Below are 17,620 nucleotides of genomic sequence, written 5' to 3'. Positions count from 1 at the left end.
AGAATATCATTCTCAATCGATGGGAGGAAAGCTCTCATTCGGCCGGACGTCACCGCCCGCGGTTCGTCGTCCTCTCCACCGCGTCCCAGTGCTCGTCGGCGACCCACAGCCGGGCGAAGGCGCGGGCGGCCTCCTCGGGCGCCGGGTTCCCGGTGACGACGCGCTTGATCTCGCGTGCCGGGCCACCGGCGAGCGACGCGGCCAGCGACCGCCATCCCTCCTCGAACGAGGCGCGCGGCAGCACCTGGTCCACCAGTCCGAGGCGCTCCGCCTCGGCGGCGCCGAGGACGGTCCCGGCGCCCGCGAGCAGGATGGCCCGGCCCCGGCCGACCAGCGCGGCGAGCCGCTCGGCGCCGCCCCACGCGGGCATGATCGCCAGCGTCGACTGGGTGAAGCCGATCCTGACGTCGTCGGCGGCGACCCGGATGTCGGCGGCCACCGCCACCTCGGCGCCGCCGCCGAGCGCGTGCCCGTTCAGCGCGGCGATCACCGGGGCGGGGAAGGCGGCGATCCGGTCGCAGACGCCCCGCATCCGCAGCGCCATCGCGACCGCCTCGTCCTCGGTGCGGATCGCGGCGAGCTCCTTCAGGTCGCCGCCCGAGACGAACGCCCGGTCGCCCGCCCCGCGGACGACCAGCGCACCGGCCCCCGCCGCCGCGTCGAGCGCCTCGTCCAGCTGGTCCATGGTGGCCAGTGCGATGGCGTTGCGAGCCTGCGGGCGGTCGATCGTGAGGACCGCCACCCCCTGCTCCACTTCGAGATCGACCATGCACCCTTCTCTCGTACCGGCGAGGACGGCTACCTGACGATCACCGCTCGCACGTCGGACGTCAGTCCTCATAGACGACGGTGACGTGCTCGGTCGTCGGCTCGCCCTGGCAGGTGAGCACCCAGCCTTCGGTGACCTCGTCGTCCTCCAGGGCGTTGTTGACGCGCATCTTGACGTCGCCCTCGGTGACCTGCGCCATGCAGGTGGCGCAGTTCCCGGCCTCGCAGGAGAACGGGGGGACGAGTCCCGCCCTGCGCGCGCTCTGGAGCAGCGTCTCGCCGGCACGCTGGGGGACCGTCTTCCTCTTGCCGCCCAGGACGATGGTGACCGTCCCCTCCTTCTCGGGGCCCGCTGGCGCCGCCTCCCCGTCCGCGGGCGTGAACCGCTCGATGAAGACCTGGCCCTCATCGACGCCCAGCGACAGCAGCGTGCGCTCGACCAGATCCATGAAGGGGGCGGGCCCGCAGATGTAGAAGTCGGCGTCCTGGTCGGCGCCGACGAAGCCGCGGATCCGGTCGTCGGTGACGAAACCGCGCTCGGCGTCCAGATGGCGCTCGATCTCGAACCGGCCGGGATGCCGGCCGGCCAGCTCGGCGAGTTCGTCCCCGAAGATGACCGCGTCGGCGTGCCGGTCGGCCGCCAGCACCCGGACCCGCCGGTCGGTGGTGGCGAGCGCGCTCTTGACGAGGGACGCGATCGGCGTGATGCCGCTGCCCCCGCAGAAGGCCACCAGCGGGACCGGCGTCTCCCGGAGGCAGAACGTCCCGGCCGGGCGGGTGACCTCGACGATGTCGCCGGGGCCGAGGTTGTCGAGCATCCAGTTGGAGACCAGGCCGCCCGGCACCCGCTTCACGGTCGTCCTCAGCTCGGTGTCGGTGTCCGGCGAACTCGACATCGAGTAGCTGCGCAGAGTGCCGCAGGCCCTGAAGGTGAGGAACTGGCCGGCCCGGTAGCCGAAGGCCGCGTCGAGCGCGTAGGTCCGCGCGTCGGCCGTCTCGTCGATGACCCGTGTGATCCGGACCGGATGGAAGCCATGGTCGTGCGCCATGTATGGAATCTAGCTTCTCGACCACTGAGAATGCAATTCTCGACGACGCGGGTGCCGCGGCTCAGTCCTGCTCGTCGGGCTCGACGCCGAAGGTGTTGAAGGCCGTCGCCAGCATGCCGTAGGTCCCGGCCGTGAAGACCAGGTCCATGAGCTGCCGCTCGTCGAGGCGGGCGCCGAGCGCGGCCCAGGTGGCGTCGGAAACGCAGGAGTCCTCGTGGAGCTCGCCCACGGCGCGCAGTACCGCGCTCTCCAGCTCGTCCGCGGCCTCGCCGCGGCCCGCCGCCTCGATCTCGTCCGGGGCCAGCCCGGTGTCCGCGGCGAGCTTGGTGTGCTCGGTCCACTCGTAGGCGCAGCCGTGCAGGCGCGCGACGCGCAGGATCACGAGTTCGCGCAGCCGGGCCGGGAGCGTCGAGCGCATCAGCAGGTACGTGCTGAAGGGCAGCAGCTTCCTCGTCAGCCGCGGGTGGCGCACGAGGGTCGCCAGCGCGTTGCCCGCGCCGCGCGGGTCGAGGCGGTCGGCGGGCAGCATGACCGCCAGCGCCTCGCGCACTTTCTGGTCCCACTCGTCGGCCGGCAGCGGCGATAGGCGCATAGGTTCACTCTCAGATCAGAGAATTTAATTCTCGCACAGGCTCGCACAGCCGCGCGGGCGCCGTCAACGCTCCCATCGTTGCTGAGCAGACGCTTAGCGCGTCCCGCCGCGGGGATCGGGTGGCGCGCTGCGGAGTGCGTGGTCGGGGCGGCTCCGGAGGTGCTGCGCTCCGACCAAGCGAATTCTTGCTTCTCTCTGATTGAGAAGCTAGTTTCCTTCCAGCGAGAAGGGGATGCCAGAGGGTCCTGTTCCGCCAGCCGCCGGGGGAGCCCACCGAGGAGGAGACCCGAATGAGGACGCCGACGACCATGGCCGCCGCGCTCGCGGCGGCCGCCCTGCTGGCCGCCGGATGCGGCCGCGGCGGCGACGGTGACAGCGAGGAGCCGAAGGCGGGAGCGGCGCGGACGCCGGCCGCGTCGGCCGAGTTCGGCGACCTGAAGGACGTGTGCGGGCCCGGGAGCCCGGCCAAGGCGTCCGCCCAGGGCGTCACGAAGGACGAGATCGGCGTGGGCGTCCTCAGCGACGTCGGGTTCACCAAGAACCCGGAGCTGGCGGACGCCGCGAAGGTCTTCACCTCATGGTGCAACGAGCTGGGCGGCGTCAAGGGCCGCAAGCTCGTCGGCCACCTCCGGGACACCCGGATGATGGAGGTCCGGCAGCGGGTGCTCGAATCGTGCCGGCAGGACTTCGCGCTGGTCGGCGGCAGCGCCGCGCTCGACGGCATGGGCACCAAGGACAGGCTGTCGTGCCTGCTGCCCGACTTCCCCGCCCAGCAGAGCATGCCGCAGAACAACGGCTCCGACCTCCAGTTCGGCCAGACCGGAGGCGCCTCCTACAACCGGTACCACGGGTACTGGTCGTGGCTGCTGAAGGAGGCCTACCCGGGGTCCAAGGGCTCCCTCGGCATCATCTCGGGCGACTCGCCCGTCACCAAGTCGCTCGGCGGCGAGGCTCAGGAGTCGCTCAAGGCGCTCGGCGGCAGCGTCGTCTACAACAACCTGTACCCGGCTCAGGGCGTCTCGGACTGGACCCCGTACGCGCAGGCCATCAAGAGCAAGGGCGTGAAGGGCCTCATCTTCTACGGGGACTTCACGAGCCTCGCCAAGCTGGAGCAGATCCTCACGAGCATCGGCTACAGGCTCGACTGGATCGACGCGAACAACAACGCCTACCTTCCCCAGTTCATCAAGCTGGCGGGCCCGTCGCTGAAGGTCCAGAACAACTTCGCCGACCTCAGCGGCGTGCACCCGCTGGAGAGCGCCTCCGACAGCCCCGCGACCAGGAAGGTCCAGGAGCTGTACAAGCGGTACGGTTCGGGCGCGCAGGTCACGATGGTCGGGCTCCGCTCGTTCTCGGCGTGGCTGCTGTTCGCCAAGGCGGCCGGCACGTGCGGGGACGACCTGACCCGCAGGTGCGTCTACGACGCGGCCCGGAAGGAGTCCGCGTGGACGGCGGGCGGTCTCCAGGCCCCGATCGACCTCTCCAAGAAGGACGTCCCGCTGGACTGCTTCAACGTCGAGAAGGCCACTCCCGAGGGTTGGAGACCGGCCGACTTCAAGCCCACCAGCGGCCCCTACCGCTGCGGCGCGCCCAAGTACAGGTACACCGGTGACTACGGCAGGCCGCTCACCCTCGCCGACGTTGGCAAGAGCCTGAACGACCTCAAGTAATGGACCAGTTCCTCGCCTTCGGGGTCGTCGGCCTGAGCACCGCCGCGATCTACGCGGTCATCGGGAGCGGGCTGGTGCTCACCTACGTCACGACGGGCGTCTTCAACTTCGCCCACGGCGCCGCCGGGATGCTGGCCGCCTTCGCCTACTGGCAGCTGACGGCCGGCTGGGGATGGCCGGTCCCGGTCGCCCTGGCCGCCGTCCTGCTCGTGCTCGCCCCCGCGTTCGGGCTGCTCGTCGAGCGAGTCCTGCTGCGTCCCGTGCAGCACCTGGGCGAGGCCGAGCGGATGGTGATGATGGTGGCGCTGCTGAGCGGCCTCATCGCGGCGGCGCGGTGGATCTGGGATCCGAACGTCGCGCGGCCGCTGCCCGCGTTCTTCGCCGACCGGACGCCGTTCCGCGCGGGCCCGGTCACGGTGACCTGGCACCAGGCGCTCACCATGGCCGTCGCGGTGGCGGTCGCGGCGGGCCTCTGGGCGCTCCTGAACCGGACGCGGAGCGGCGCGGCGATGCGGGCGACCGTCGACGACCGGGCCCTGGCCGGGCTCACGGGCGCCGACCCGGTCCGCGCGAACCAGGTCGCCTGGGTGCTCGGCACGCAGCTCGCGGCGGTGGGCGGCATCCTCATCGCCCCCGCGGTCGCGCTGGACGCCCAGCAGCTCTCCCTGCTGATCGTCAGCGCCTACACCGCGGCGATCTTCGGGCGGCTGCGCAGCCTGCCGCTGACCTTCCTCGGCGCGGTCGTGGTCGGCTGCCTGGAGAGCTACCTGACCGGCTACCTGCCGCAGAACCCGTACCTTCCCGGGCTGCGGCTGGCCGCGCCCGCGCTGCTGCTGTTCGCGGCCCTGCTGCTGTTCCCGCACCGGCGGCTGCGCGGCCGGGACCGGCGGCTGGCGCGGGTGCCGCTCCCGTCCCGGCGCGGGGCGCTGGTGTTCGCCGCGTCGGTCGCGGCCGCGGGCGTGGTGCTGGCGACCGTCCTGGAGGGCGACGACCTCGTCACGTTCGGGCCGCTGTTCCCGCTCGGCATGGTGGCGCTGTCGTACGTCCCGCTCACCGGGTACGCGGGCCAGATTTCGCTGTGCCAGCTGAGCATGGCGGGCATCGGCGCGGTCGTGTGGGCGCACCTCGGCGCGGACGGGCGGCCGTGGGCGCTGGCGGTCGCGGTCCTGGTCGCGGCCGTGGCGGGGGCACTGATCGCGCTGCCGGCGCTGCGCCTGTCGGGGGTGTACCTGGCGCTCGGCACGGCGGCGTTCGCGGTCGTCCTCGACCGGTGGGTCTTCACCCTCCCGTCCTTCGACGTGCTCGGGGTCCGGATCGCGTTGTTCGAGCAGGGCTCGCTGGAGGTGTCCGGCCCGTCGCTGCTCGGCGCCCGGCTGGACGGCGAGCGCGAGACGATCGTGTTCTCGGCGGTCTGCCTCGCGCTGGCCTCGCTGGGCGTGGCGGCGCTGCGGCGCGGCCGGTTCGGGCGCCGGCTGATCGCACTGCGCGACAGCGAGGCCGCCTACGCGACGCTCGGCGGCAGGCCGCTGGTCGCCAGGGTGGCGGTGTTCGCCCTCGGGGCCGGCATCGCCGGGCTCGGCGGCGCGCTGTACGGCATGCAGCTGCGCACGATCACCGCGGACCAGTTCAGCCTCGTGGCCGGGCTGCCCGTCTTCCTCATCGCGGTCATCGGCGGGCTCGGATACGTCGGGAACGGGCTGTTCAGCGGGACGGCGTTCACCGGCCCGAACATCCTCCTCGGACCGGCGTCGTGGACGCAGAACCTCGTCGCCGTCCTGCCCGCCCTGGCCGGGATGGGGCTCGGGCACAGTCCCGACGGCCTCCTCGCCCGGCTCCGGCGCGACTGGGAGCCGGTCGCCCGCGACCGGATCGCCATGCCGGTCCTGGCGCTCGTCCTCGCGCTCGCCTGGCTGCTCCGCGTCGCGGACGCGGTCGGCGGCTGGGCGCTGCTGGCCGGCGTCCTGGCCGCGGCGCTCGCGCTGCGGGAGTACGCGGCGTCGCGGACGCGGTCCGCGGCGGAACCGGAGGTCCCGGTCGAGTGGTGGGGGGTGCGGCGCCCGTGGCGCGCCGAGGACGGGGAGGTGCTGGCCCGTGGCATCGCTCAAGGTTGAGGGCGTGACCGTCGCCTACGGCGGGAACCTGGCGCTCGACGGCGTCGGCCTCACCGCGGAGCGGGGGCGCGTCACTGGTCTGATCGGGCCGAACGGGGCGGGCAAGAGCACCCTGTTCGACGTCGTTTCCGGGCTGCGCCGCCCGTCGTCCGGCCGGGTCCTGCTGGACGGCCGCGACGTCACCCGCCTGGGTCCGGCGCGGCGGGCCCGGCACGGGCTGGCCCGCACGTTCCAGCGGCTGGAGCTGTTCGGCCGGCTGAGCGTCCGCGACAACCTGCTCGTCGCCGCCGAGCTCGGACCCGGCCGCCGGCACGCCGCCCGCCTCGCCGACGAGATCATCGACCGGGTCGGGCTGGCCGGGGTCGCCGGCGTCCTGGCCGACGCCCTCCCCACCGGGGCGGCGCGCCTCGCGGAGGTCGGCCGCGCGCTGGCCGCGCGGCCGGCGCTGCTGCTCCTCGACGAGCCCGCGGCGGGCCAGGACGCCGGGGAGACCGAGCGGTTCGCGGCGCTGCTGCGCTCGCTGGCGGCGGACGGGACCGCCGTCGTCCTGGTGGAGCACGACATGGGGCTGGTGATGAGCGTGTGCGACGAGGTGCACGTGCTCGACCTCGGGAAGGTCATCGCGGTCGGGCCGCCCGAGGCGGTCCGGCGCGACGCGGCCGTCCTCGCCGCCTACCTGGGGGAGCCGTGAGCGCGCTCCTCGAACTGCGCGGCGTGCGCGCCGCCCACGAGCGCATCACCGTCCTGCACGGGGTGGACCTGAGCGTCCGCGCGGGACGGGTGACGGCGCTGCTCGGCCCGAACGGAGCGGGGAAGACGACCGCGCTGCGGGTCGCCGCCGGGGTCCACCCGGTCGAGTCGGGCCGGCTGCTGCTCGGCGGCCGCGACGTGACCGGGGCGCGGCCGCGCGACCTGGCCCGCGCGGGCGTCTGCCTGATCCCCGAGGGGCGCGGCGTGTTCCCCAACCTCTCCGTGCGCGACAACCTGCTGATGATGACCTTCACGGGCCGGTCCCGGGCGGAGGTCGAGGAGATCGCCTTCGCGCGGTTCCCCGTCCTCGCCAGGCGCGCGTCGCAGACCGCCGGGACCCTGTCCGGCGGCGAGCAGCAGATGCTCGCGCTCGCCCGCGGCCTCGCCACCGACCCCGCCGTCCTGCTGCTGGACGAGCTGTCCATGGGGCTGGCGCCGCTGGTCGTCGGGCGGCTGTACGAGCAGGTCGCCGAGGTCGCGCGCCAGGGTGCGGCCGTGCTCGTCGTCGAGCAGTTCGCCTCCGCCGTCCTCGGCATCGCCGACGAGGCGACGGTGCTGGTGCGCGGCCGGATCGAACGGCGGGGCCGCCCGGACGACGGGCTGCGCGCCGACCTGTCCGCCCTCTACCTGGGAAGTTCCCCGTGAGTCCCGGCGTGGACGGCGGCCGCGCGCTTGTCGCGGGCGCTCGAACCAACTCAATGTACGTTCATTAGGTTACGAGGAGGTCCGGTGGGCGATCAGCGACCGTACGCCGCGCTCCTCGCGAAGGGCGAGGACCGCAGGCAGCTCATCCTGGAGGTGGCGCAGCGGCTCCTGCGCACCTACGGGTGGCGCGGCATCACGCTCGCCCAGATCGCCCGGGAGGCCGGGGTCAGCCCGGCGGGCCTGCTGCACCACTTCCAGTCCAAGGAGCAGCTGCTGCACGCGGCGCTCGACGTCCGCGACGCCCACGACGAGGCCCGGGCGGACCGGACGTCGGACGACATCATCGCGCAGCTGCGCCAGGTCCCCCGGCGCTTCGAGGAGACCCCGGACCTGGTCGGGATGTTCGCGGTCCTCCAGATGGAGAACCTGGACCCCGCCGCCCCGCTGCACGAGCGGATCCTCGGCCGGCGCCGGGCGGCGGTGCGGACGATCGCCGAGACCATCCGCCGGGGCCAGCGGACGGGCCGGTACCGCGCCGACCTGGACGCGGACGTCAAGGCCCTGGAGGTCGCCGCCTTCCTCACCGGCATGGAGGCGTCATGGCTGCTGGACCCTTCGATTCCGCTGACCGAGGTCTTCGCCGAGTACACCGACTCGCTCGCCCGTCAGCTCGCTCCGCCTCCCGGCGCCGGCTGAGGAGCCGCCTCCTCGTCGTGACGCCGCGCCCGGCCGGTCGGGCCGGGCGTCCGCGGTCGGGACGCCCGGCCCGGCCCGTCAGCCCTCGCTGATCGCCCGCTCGGGGCACTGCGCGACGGCGGCGCGCGCCGTCTCCTCGAACCCGGCGGGGACCTCGGGCGTCAGCACCTCGGAGTATCCGTCGTCGTTGAGGTCGAACACCTCGGGGCAGAGCGCCCAGCAGACGCCGTGCCCGCGGCAGCGGTCCTCGTCGACCGTGACCTTCATCGGGCCCCGTCCCCGGCGAGGGTGAACTCAAGGTTCAGGTGGGTCAGGCCCCGCAGGATGTGGGTCGGGACGTAGCGGTAGCGGCGGTCGCCCTCAGGCCCGTGCCGTTCCTCGGAGACGCGGATGCCGGCCGTCCGGTCGAGGAGCCGCTCGATGCCGACGCGGGCCTCGGCCCGGGCCAGCGGCGCGCCGGGGCAGGTGTGCGCGCCGCGCCCGAACGCGATGTGCCGGCGGGCGTTCTTGCGGGACGGGTCGAACGCCGCCGGGTCGTCGAAGTGGCGCGGGTCGCGGTTGGCGGCCGCGTTCACCAGCATCAGGGTCGTCCCGGCGGGGATGTCGACGCCGCCCACCGTCGTCGGGACGCGCGACAGCCGGAAGTCGCCCTTGATCGGGCTCTCGACGCGGAGCGTCTCCTCCACGAAGTTGGGGATGCGGTCCGGCTCCGAGCGCAGGGTCTGCTGGAGGTCCTGGTCCTCCGCGAGGAACCGGAGCGCCGCGCCGAGCAGCCGGACGGTGGTCTCCTGGCCCGCCGCGAAGACGTTGGCGGCGACGCGCACCACGTCCGCGACCTCGGGGAGCGTGCCGTCGGGGAAGGTGGCGGTGGCCAGGCCGGTGAGCACGTCGTCGCGCGGCTCGCGGCGGCGGTCCTCGATGTAGGGGACGAACCGCTCGTACAGGAACTCCAGCGGGCTGTGCGCGAGCGTCTCCTCGCCGGTGCCGCCGACGCCGCCGCCGGACGAGCGCCGCAGCGTCCGGGCGAAGTCGTCGCGGTCCTGCTCGGGCATGCCGAGGAGGTCGGCGATGACCAGCAGCGTGAACGGGCCCGCGAACCCGCCGATCGCGTCGCCCTCGCCGCCGGTGAGGAAGCCGTCCAGCACGTGGTCGGCGAGCCGCCACATCGACGCCTCGTTCTCCTTGAGGCGCTTCGGGGTGATCAGCCGCATGAGCAGCGCGCGGTGGGCGGTGTGCAGGGGCGGGTCGAGCGTGGGGAGCTGGTCGCTCATCGGCAGCTCGGCGCGGTGCCGCTCGATCAGGTCCGAGACGTCGTCGCCTTCGAGCGGGACGGGGAAGCCGGGGAACGGCCCGGTCACCGAGACGCACGAGGAGAACGTGTCGGTGTCGTTGTACACCTGGAGCGCCTCGTCGTAGCCCGTCACCATCACCACGCCGTGGTGGGGTTCGCGCTGCACAGGGCACTTGCCGCGCAGTGCCTCGTAGTAGGGGTAGGGGTCCGCGACGAGCTCCTCGTCGCGGAAGAAGTCGAGGGCCTCGTAGTCTCTCACCGGCCGGCGTCCTTTCTCTCTGCCGTCTCTCTGCCGCTCACGGGCCGGGACCGCCGCGGTCCGGGCCCGCCTCCCCGGTCAGGTGTTGCGGCCACCGTTGACGCCGATGACCTGGCCGGTGACGTAGCCCGCCTCCTCCGACACCAGGAACGCGCACGCCGCCGCGATGTCCTCGGGACGGCCGGGGCGCCGCACCGGCGTGCGCTCCGCGTGCTGGTCGACGGATCCGCCGAGCAGGCCCTTGCCCTCGGACGCGCGGAGCATCGGGGTGTCGACGAACCCCGGCGGGATCGTGTTGACGGTGATCCCGTCCGGCCCCAGTTCCAGCGCGAGCGCCTTCGTGAAGCCGACGAGGCCTGCCTTCGACGCCACGTAGTGCGCCATGAACTGCTGCCCCGACTGCGCGCTCGACGAGGAGATGTTGACGATGCGGCCCCACCCGGCCCCGACCATGTCCGGCACCACCGCCTGGGCGCAGTAGAAGGGGCCGGTGAGGTTCACGGCGATGATCCGGTCCCAGGCCTCGCCGGTGATGTGCAGGAACTTCTTGAAGCCCGTGAGCCCCGCGTTGTTGACCAGGACGCTCACCGGGCCGTACCGGTCGCGGACGCGCCCCACCGCCCCGTCCACCTGCGCACGGTCGGAGACGTCCACGCGCCCGAAGGCGGACGCCTCGTGCCCCTTCTCCCGCACCTCCGCGGCCACGGCATCGGCGGCGCCGGCGTCGAGGTCGAGGATCGCGGTCGCGAACCCGTCCTCGGCCAGCCGGTGGACGATCGCCCGGCCGATGCCCGAGCCGCCTCCCGTGACGATCGCCGTGCGCCGCGCGGTCGCGCCGTGCCCGCTCATGCCCGCTCACCCATGGCCAGGCTCCTCACTCGTGCCCCTCCTCGGCCGTGCGCGGTGCCGGTGAAGCCCGCCGGACGCGAAGATATCGTCTTCTCCAGAAACGTTACATAGGATACCTGTTTTTGAGAACCGTATTTCCATCGGGGTGGCCGGATGCGCCGGCGGTCAGCGGGTGATCTTCGCCGCGGCCGTGCGCCGCGTGACGGGTTCGGCGAGCCGCTGCTCGTCGCAGGCCTTCTGCAGGATGCCGAGGGTCTCGTCGAGTCCCGGGCCGACGGGCGCGTGCGGGGCGAACGACGCCGGGAGGTGGCGCATGCCCTGGATGACGCCGATGGTCTCGTAGTGGACGGTCCCGTCCGGCTCGCAGCGGTAGCCGGGCATGCGGTCGAGCACCTGGAGGAGCATCCGCTTGAACACGGTGCGCGCCACGTTCGAGCCGATGCAGCGGTGGATGCCGAGGCCGAAGGCGTGGTGCCGGTTGCCGGAGCGCTCCAGGTCGACCCGGTCGGGCGCGTCGAACACCGAGGGGTCGCGGTTGGCCATGGCCCAGGACAGCCAGACGCGCTCGCCCTCCTTGAACCGCGTCCCGGCGATCTCGCAGTCGGTGGAGAACGTGCGGGCGTCCCCGGGCGCCGGGGTGAAGTAGCGCAGGAACTCCTCGGTGGCCGAGTCGAGCAGCCTGCCGCGCTCGCGCGAGAGCCGCGCGCGCTCGCCGGGGTGCTCCGAGAGCCACTCCAGCGCGTGCGCGGTCAGCGCGGTGGTCGTGTCGAACCCGCCCCCGATGACCAGCGCGAGCACGCCGAGCAGCTCCAGGTCGTCCGGCCTGCCGCCGTCGATCTCCGCGCGCAGCAGCGCGTCGATCATCCCAGGGCGGGGTTCCGCGCGGATCACCGCCATCTCGGCGGCCAGGTCCCGGAACAGCGCCGTCTGCTGCTCGCGGACGCGCGCCATCTCCGGCGAGTTCGGCGGCGTGTAGACGGCGGCGTGCGTCGGCTCGCTGTAGAGGGCCCACCTGTTCACGGGCAGGCCGAGCATCGCCAGCGTGAGGACGGCGGGCACGATGTTGGCGAGGTCGTCGACGAAGTCGATGCGCCCGTCCCGCGCCCTCTCGTCCAGGCAGGCGCGCACCACCTCGTCGACGAACGGGATCCAGCGGTTGACGGCGGCCGGGGAGAGGTACGGGTTGAGCGCCTGCCGGTAGTGGCGCTGCTCGGGCGGGTCCATCTCCAGGAAGCCGCCGCGGACCGGCGGCGCCGGGTCGGGGGCGGGGATGGTGATGCCCTTGTAGCCGCGGCGCTCGCCCTTCACGTCGTGGTCGTTCGAGAGCCTGTCGGCGGACCGGGCGAGCTCGAACACCTCGGCGGCGCCGGCGGCCACCCAGTGCCCGCCGTAGGTGTCGGACCAGGCGATCGGGCATCTCCGGTGCATCTCGCGGGTGATCGAGGTGAACTGCTCGCGGTACTCGGGGGTGTGCCGGTCGAACTGGTAGCGGTTCCTCTTGCGGGCCTCGTCGTCCACGCTCACGGCGTCGTCCTCCCTGGGGCGGCGGGCGGCTGTGTAGAATCCAGCTCTCCAAAGAGAGAATACTACTCTCATCCGGGTCGCCCGCCGGGCGTCACCGGACGCCCGGCGCCCTGGGAAGGAATCCGGATGGCAGCGGACCCGACCGCCCTCGACATCGCCTCGCTCGTGCTGCGCGCGTCCGTCGGCGGCACGCTGATCGCGCACGGCTGGAACCACGCGTTCAGCGGCGGCCGGATCGAAGGCACGGCGGGCTGGTTCGCGTCCATGGGCCTGCGCCCTGGGCGGCTGCACGCCCTGATGGCCACCGGCACCGAACTCGGCGCCGGCGTCCTGCTGCTGCTCGGGCTGCTCACCCCGCTCGCCGCCGCCGGGGCGGTCGGCACGATGGGCGTCGCCTTCGTCATCGCGCACCTGCGCAACGGGTTCTTCATCTTCCGGCCGGGCCAGGGCTACGAGTACGTCCTCATGATCATCATGGTGGCGTGCGGCATCGGCGCCCTGGGCGGCGGCGCCGCGTCCCTCGACCGCGCGGCCGGGATCGACGGCGACCTGGCGGGCTGGACGGGCCTCGCCGTCACCGCCCTCGCCGGGGCCGCCGGCGCCGCCCTCCTGCTCGCCGTCTTCTGGCGCCCCGCCGAGCGGTCGCGGGAGCAGGACGGCTGACCGCCCGCCGCGTCAGGACGGCTGGACCTCGTCGAACAGGGCGATCGCCTGGGCGGGGTCCGGGCTCACGAGGCGTTCCAAGCCGGCCGCCGTCATCGTCGCCCACCTGCCGGCCCGCGCCCACATCCGTTCCTCGAAGGCACGGACTGCCTCGTCCAGATCCTCTGGGCCGGAGGCGGCGGCGACGGACTCGGCGAGTTCGGCGCCTTCCAGCATCGCGAGGTTCGCGCCCACCCCGAGCGGGGGCATCAGGTGCGCGGCGTCGCCCAGCAGCGTCACGCCGGGGACGTGGGTCCAGGTGTGGGGCGCGGGCAGCACGTAGTGGGGTCGGTGGGCGAAAGCGGTGCCGTGGCGCAGAAGGTTGAGGACGGGAGCGGGCCAGCCGTCGAACAGGGCCAGCAGGGCCGCGCGCACGGCCTCGGTGTCGGTCAGGTCGAGGCTTCCGTCCAGGCCCGCGCGCCGGTCGGGGCCGAGATGCCGGTGCGGGTCCGTGTGCCAGTCCAGCGGCGCCCGGAACTGGGCGTACACCTTGACGTGGCCGCCGCTGTTGCGCTGCGCGACGAGGTTGCGGTTCACCCCGTACACGGCCATGGAGCCGTCGCCGATCAGCCGGGCGAGGCCGGGGTGGCGGGCGTCGACGTCGTCCAGCGACGTCTCGATCAGAGTGACGCCGGTGTAGTGCGGCGTCGCGGACGAGACCGCCGGGCGGACCCGCGACCAGGCGCCGTCCGCGCCGACCACGAGGTCGAACGCCTCCTGCCGCCCGTCGGCGAACCGGACCAGCACGCCGTCCCCGGTCCCCGGCACGACCTCCGTGACCGCCTGGCCCCATCGGACGTCCAGGGGGCCGAGCAGCAGGTCGCGGAGCTGCCCGCGGTCGATCTCGGGATTGGCCCGCTCGTCCGGGCGGGGCCGCCAGTCGCGGAGGATCTCGCCGCCCATGCCGAGGATGCGCATCGCCTGCCCTTCGGGACGGGACAGCGCCTGGAACTCCGCCAGCAGGCCCGCCTTGTCCAGCGCGAGCTGGCCCAGCCCTTCGTGGAGGTCCAGCGTGCCGCCGGGCGGGCGGGCGTCGCGGGCCGGGTCGCGTTCGAGCACGGTGACCGGACGGTCGCGGCGGTGCAGGACCCGGGCGAAGGCCAGGCCGGCGGGGCCGCCGCCGACCACGGCGATACGATGTCTCATGGCGATACACCGTATTCTGTCGATACGGTGTATCGCAACGGTACGATCTCAGCCATGACCGTGTGGGACCGCCCGGAGCCGCCGGCTCCGCCCGCGCCGCTCGACCGGGAGCGGATCGTCGCCGCCGCCGTCGCGCTGGCCGACGAGGGCGGGCTGGAGGCCGTGTCGCTGCGCAAGGTCGCCGCGCGGCTGGACGTCGGCCCGATGCGCCTGTACGGCTACATCTCCACCAAGGAGGAGCTCTTCGACCTCATGGTGGACGAGGTCCACGCCGAGATCCTCCCCGAGGTCCTTCCCGGAGAGCGGGCCGGCGGCTGGCGGGAGGCGCTGCGCGACCGCGCCCACCGCACGAGGCGGGCCGTCCACCGCCACGAATGGCTGGCCGACCTGCTCGGCGGCCGTCCGGCGCTGGGCCCGAACGCCCTCGCCGTGACCGAGTCCACGCTGGCCGCCCTGGACGGCCTCGCCGACGTCGACACCGTCCTGCGCGCCGTCGAGACCGTCAGCGCCTACGTCACCGGGGCGATCAGGCGCGAGGTCGCGCACCTGCGGGCCGAGCGCGCCACGGGCCTGTCCGACCGCGACTGGCAGCGCGCCTCCGGCCCGTACGTGGTGCGGATGCTGGCCACGGGCCGCTTCCCGGCGCTGGCCCGAGCCGTGCACGACGGCACTGAGGTGGACGCCGAGACGACCTTCGCGACCGGCCTGGAGTGGGTTCTCGACGCCGTCGCGGCCAGACTCGCCCAAGGTACGACGAACACCCCCGGGAACTGATTTTCCTCTCCCGAGGCATCGAGGGGATTCGTTACCATCTGCGGGTGCCTGCCTCGGAACGTACCCGGCGAGAGCTGTTCCGGCGCGGCGGCGGGCGGTGCGCGATGTGCCAGCGCTTCCTGGTGATCGACGCCGGGCCGGGCGGCGCCGGGTACCACATCGCCGAGGCGGCGCACATCGTCGCGGAGGCGGCCGACGGACCCCGGGGCCGCGGCGACCGGCCCGCGGACGTCAACGGCATCGCGAACCTCGTGCTGCTGTGCCCGTCCGACCACCGGACCATCGACAAGGGCGCCGGGGCGCGGCTGTGGCCGCCGGACAAGCTGCTCAGGCTCAAACGGGACCATGAGGCGTGGACGGCCGTGCTCGCTTCGCGCCCGCCGCAGCCGTCCGGTGACCCGGTCCCGGCGCGGACGCCGCCCGGTCCCGGCACCGTCATCGTGGTGGACGGCGAGCCATACCGGCTGTGCGGAGGGACGCGCGGCGTCCGGGACGTCGCGCGCCACGCCGACGGGGCCTTCGAGGTCACGGCCGAGGGCGACGGCTCGGCCGTCTGGTGCCAAGGGCACGCGTACGGTGAGGGCGGGACGGAAGGGCACGCGTGGCTGCGCAGGTCGGAGGCGGAGCCGGGCGCGGGGACCCTGCGGGCGGCGCTGGCCGACGAGGCCGCGCTGCTGCTGGACCTGCCCGCTCTCCCCGGCCTGCCGCGGCTGCTGGGCGTGGACATGACGGCGGAGGCGGTCACCCTGGTCACGGCGATGCCGTCGCCGCTGACCGTCCACGACCGGCTCGCCCGCGCCGGGCTCCTTCCCGGCCCCGACGAGCTGGCCCTGCTCGCGCGGGCCCTCCCGCCGCTCGGCGAGGCGCTCGGTCGGCTGCACGACCGCGGGTCGGCCCATCGCGCACTGAGCCCGGGCACGCTGCTCATGCCGGCTCTGGACACGGTCATGCTCCGGGACCTCGGCCTCGCCTCCACCCCGCCCCGGGCGGGGGAGCGGGACGACCCCTGCCACGCGCCCGAACAGGCCGCGGGGACGGTGCTCCCCGGACCGCCGGCGGACGTCCACCGGCTGGCGCGCGTCCTGTACGAGCTGATCACCGGCTGCTCGCCGGGGCGGCGTGCGCGGCAGGTGGCCCCGTCCACGCTGAATCCCGCCGTCCCGGCGCGGTGGGACGCCGCGTTCCGGGACGCCCTGGCCGCGGACCCGGCGCACCGGCCTGACGTCCGCCGATTCGCCGCGGCGCTCCGGGCCGGGACCCGCACCGCGGTCCGCGCGCCGAGGGGCCGCGGGCGCTGACGGCCCGCCGACGACAACGATCGCCGAAACGGAGGATCCGTGCTCGACCCGCACGTCGATTTGCCAGGAGTGGTCCACCTCGTCCCGTCGCTGCGGTTCGTCGAGAAGCTGAGGGAGCAGCGCGACAGGTACCCCTTCCTCCCGGACGTCGACGGCATCGTGCGGGATCTGCGCGACGTCGCGTCCAGGGGGGCCGTGCCCGCGCGGATCGAGCGGGGCCGCGGCGGGCGCGGCGACTTCCTCAAGCTCTACGTCGACGGCCGGTACGTCCTGAACCTCAACGTGACGAAGCACGGCAACGGGTACGCGATCGGCAGCGCGTACCCGATGGGGTTCGAGCACCACGACGAGATCGTGCGGGGCGCGCTGCGGCTGCGCGCGCGAGGCTGGGTCTACCACCACGAGATCAGGGAGCTGCCGTTCGGGATCGACGCCGGATGGGAGCTCCTCCGCGACCGCTGGCGGCTGCTGAACGAGAGCGCCGCCGCCCCGCCCGGACCGTCCGCGCCGGAGGCGCACGGCGAGTTCCTGGACCTCCTCGACGCGGTGATCGAGGAGGGGCGCCGGGCGGAGCTGGCCGCCGCCCGCACCGACGGCACGATCCCCTACCGGCGGGTGGACGCGTCGGCCGCGCGGCGCCGCTCCGCCCGCGGCGTCCACGACTTCCGGCTGATCGGCGGCCGCCGCCCGGTCGCCGGCACGCGCGTGCACGTCCGCGCCATGCCCGAGCTGCGCGGACGCGTCGACGACCTGCGCGGCAGCCTCATGACCGTCCGGTTCGAGCGTCCCGTGGACGCCGCCGCGATCCCGGAGGCGGGGGCGTTCGTGGAGTCGCCCTCCACCATCCCGTTCGAGCGCCAGGCCGAGGCGGTGCGGATGCTGCGGGACGGCGAGTCCGCCAACCCGCACCTGCTCGACGTCCTCGCCGGCCACCGGTTCCGGCCGTTCGTCCCCGCCGCGGTCGAGCCCGCGCGCGAGCTGGACGCCAGCCAGCGGTCGGCGTACCACAAGGCCCTCGCCGTCCCGGACGTCGGGCTGATCCTCGGACCGCCGGGCACCGGCAAGACCCGCACCATCGCCGAGATCGCCCGCACCTGCGCCGCCGCCCGCGAGCGCGTCCTCATCACCTCCTACACCAACCGCGCGGTCGACAACGTCCTGCTGGAGCTGCCGCCCGGCCTGGTCGTCCTGCGCGTCGGCCGCGACGACGGCGTCACGCCCGGCTGCGAGCATCTGACCCTGGAGGCGCAGGCGGTGACCCTGCAGAACGAGATCCTCCGCCGCACCGAACCCCACCTCCGCGGCTACGCGCCCGCCGAGGACGGGCAGGGCGAGGCGGACGGCTGGCTGCGGCAGTTGGACGCCTCCCTCGGCGCACTCCGGGCGGCCGACCAGGACGAGCGGCCCCAGCACCCCGAAACGCATTTCGTCAGCGTATGCACCGCTACGGACAGACCCGCAGCGTTTCCGTGGCGGCACCCGCGACGGTGGAGCTC

General features: G+C 73.8%; 17 protein-coding genes. 9 read left to right on the top strand and 8 right to left on the bottom strand.

The features are described from left to right. Positions 1-49: 49 nt before the first annotated feature. From E1300_RS30815 to E1300_RS30805, 3 genes are all read right to left on the bottom strand, one after another. The gene (locus tag E1300_RS30815; protein ID WP_131760617.1) at positions 50-769 is read right to left on the bottom strand and encodes an enoyl-CoA hydratase/isomerase family protein; all 720 of its coding nucleotides are present in this window, start codon (positions 767-769) and stop codon (positions 50-52) included. A 61-nt stretch (positions 770-830) separates the two neighbouring features. Further along, positions 831-1,817 (bottom strand): ferredoxin--NADP reductase, encoded by a 987-nt coding sequence (locus E1300_RS30810; RefSeq protein WP_131760616.1) that lies wholly within the window; start codon positions 1,815-1,817, stop codon positions 831-833. 61 nt (positions 1,818-1,878) lie between these two features. Continuing rightward, a complete protein-coding gene (locus tag E1300_RS30805) occupies positions 1,879-2,409 on the bottom strand; it encodes a carboxymuconolactone decarboxylase family protein (RefSeq protein ID WP_131760615.1) in 531 nt (176 codons plus the stop codon). Between the two features lie 290 nt (positions 2,410-2,699). On the opposite strand from E1300_RS30805, the gene E1300_RS30800 reads away from it, so the two are divergent. The 5 genes from E1300_RS30800 (at position 2,700) to E1300_RS30780 (ending at position 8,281) form a co-directional block, all read left to right on the top strand. Continuing rightward, positions 2,700-4,079: an ABC transporter substrate-binding protein gene (locus E1300_RS30800; protein ID WP_131760614.1), complete on the top strand. Its 1,380-nt coding sequence runs from the start codon at positions 2,700-2,702 to the stop codon at positions 4,077-4,079. Further along, on the top strand, positions 4,079-6,190 hold the full coding sequence (locus E1300_RS30795; RefSeq protein WP_131760613.1) for an ABC transporter permease subunit: 2,112 nt from the start codon (positions 4,079-4,081) through the stop codon (positions 6,188-6,190). The genes E1300_RS30800 and E1300_RS30795 overlap by 1 nt, the downstream gene beginning before the upstream one ends. Next, positions 6,171-6,881 (top strand): ABC transporter ATP-binding protein, encoded by a 711-nt coding sequence (locus tag E1300_RS30790; protein ID WP_131760612.1) that lies wholly within the window; start codon positions 6,171-6,173, stop codon positions 6,879-6,881. The genes E1300_RS30795 and E1300_RS30790 overlap by 20 nt, the downstream gene beginning before the upstream one ends. Beyond that, positions 6,878-7,585 (top strand): ABC transporter ATP-binding protein, encoded by a 708-nt coding sequence (locus E1300_RS30785; protein WP_131760611.1) that lies wholly within the window; start codon positions 6,878-6,880, stop codon positions 7,583-7,585. Before E1300_RS30790 ends, E1300_RS30785 begins: the two co-directional genes overlap by 4 nt. Before the next feature lie 84 nt (positions 7,586-7,669). Then, complete coding sequence (locus E1300_RS30780) at positions 7,670-8,281, top strand: TetR/AcrR family transcriptional regulator (RefSeq protein ID WP_131760610.1); 612 nt, start codon at positions 7,670-7,672, stop codon at positions 8,279-8,281. Positions 8,282-8,359: 78 nt separating this feature from the next. On the opposite strand, the gene E1300_RS30775 is transcribed toward E1300_RS30780, so the two are convergent. The 4 genes from E1300_RS30775 to E1300_RS30760 form a co-directional block, all read right to left on the bottom strand. Then, positions 8,360-8,548, bottom strand: coding sequence for a ferredoxin (locus E1300_RS30775; RefSeq protein ID WP_131760609.1), 189 nt, complete (start codon positions 8,546-8,548; stop codon positions 8,360-8,362). Beyond that, entirely contained in the window at positions 8,545-9,831 is a 1,287-nt protein-coding gene (locus tag E1300_RS30770; RefSeq protein WP_131760608.1) for a cytochrome P450, read from the bottom strand. Before E1300_RS30770 ends, E1300_RS30775 begins: the two co-directional genes overlap by 4 nt. Positions 9,832-9,909: 78 nt before the next feature. Further along, entirely contained in the window at positions 9,910-10,680 is a 771-nt protein-coding gene (locus E1300_RS30765; protein ID WP_131760607.1) for an SDR family NAD(P)-dependent oxidoreductase, read from the bottom strand. Positions 10,681-10,845: 165 nt separating this feature from the next. Next, positions 10,846-12,204, bottom strand: coding sequence for a cytochrome P450 (locus E1300_RS30760; protein ID WP_207400053.1), 1,359 nt, complete (start codon positions 12,202-12,204; stop codon positions 10,846-10,848). Between the two features lie 126 nt (positions 12,205-12,330). On the opposite strand from E1300_RS30760, the gene E1300_RS30755 reads away from it, so the two are divergent. Continuing rightward, positions 12,331-12,867: a DoxX family protein gene (locus tag E1300_RS30755; protein WP_131760605.1), complete on the top strand. Its 537-nt coding sequence runs from the start codon at positions 12,331-12,333 to the stop codon at positions 12,865-12,867. A 12-nt stretch (positions 12,868-12,879) separates the two neighbouring features. Here the strand turns inward: E1300_RS30755 and E1300_RS30750 are convergent, their stop codons facing one another. Then, the gene (locus E1300_RS30750; RefSeq protein WP_131760604.1) at positions 12,880-14,052 is read right to left on the bottom strand and encodes an FAD-dependent oxidoreductase; all 1,173 of its coding nucleotides are present in this window, start codon (positions 14,050-14,052) and stop codon (positions 12,880-12,882) included. 54 nt (positions 14,053-14,106) lie between these two features. Between E1300_RS30750 and E1300_RS30745 the strand changes: the two genes are divergently transcribed. The 3 genes from E1300_RS30745 to E1300_RS30735 form a co-directional block, all read left to right on the top strand. Then, positions 14,107-14,826 (top strand): TetR/AcrR family transcriptional regulator, encoded by a 720-nt coding sequence (locus E1300_RS30745; protein WP_131760603.1) that lies wholly within the window; start codon positions 14,107-14,109, stop codon positions 14,824-14,826. A gap of 44 nt (positions 14,827-14,870) precedes the next feature. Next, the gene (locus E1300_RS50420) at positions 14,871-16,124 is read left to right on the top strand and encodes a protein kinase family protein (RefSeq protein ID WP_165503063.1); all 1,254 of its coding nucleotides are present in this window, start codon (positions 14,871-14,873) and stop codon (positions 16,122-16,124) included. A gap of 39 nt (positions 16,125-16,163) precedes the next feature. After that, positions 16,164-17,620, top strand: a 1,457-nt coding sequence (locus tag E1300_RS30735; protein WP_165503062.1) for an AAA domain-containing protein, incomplete at its 3' end; no start/stop codon positions are given.

Origin of the sequence: Actinomadura fibrosa (assembly GCF_900659615.1) — a bacterium.
GTDB lineage: Bacteria > Actinomycetota > Actinomycetes > Streptosporangiales > Streptosporangiaceae > Spirillospora > Spirillospora fibrosa.
This window is presented reverse-complemented; position numbering and strand designations above follow the sequence as displayed.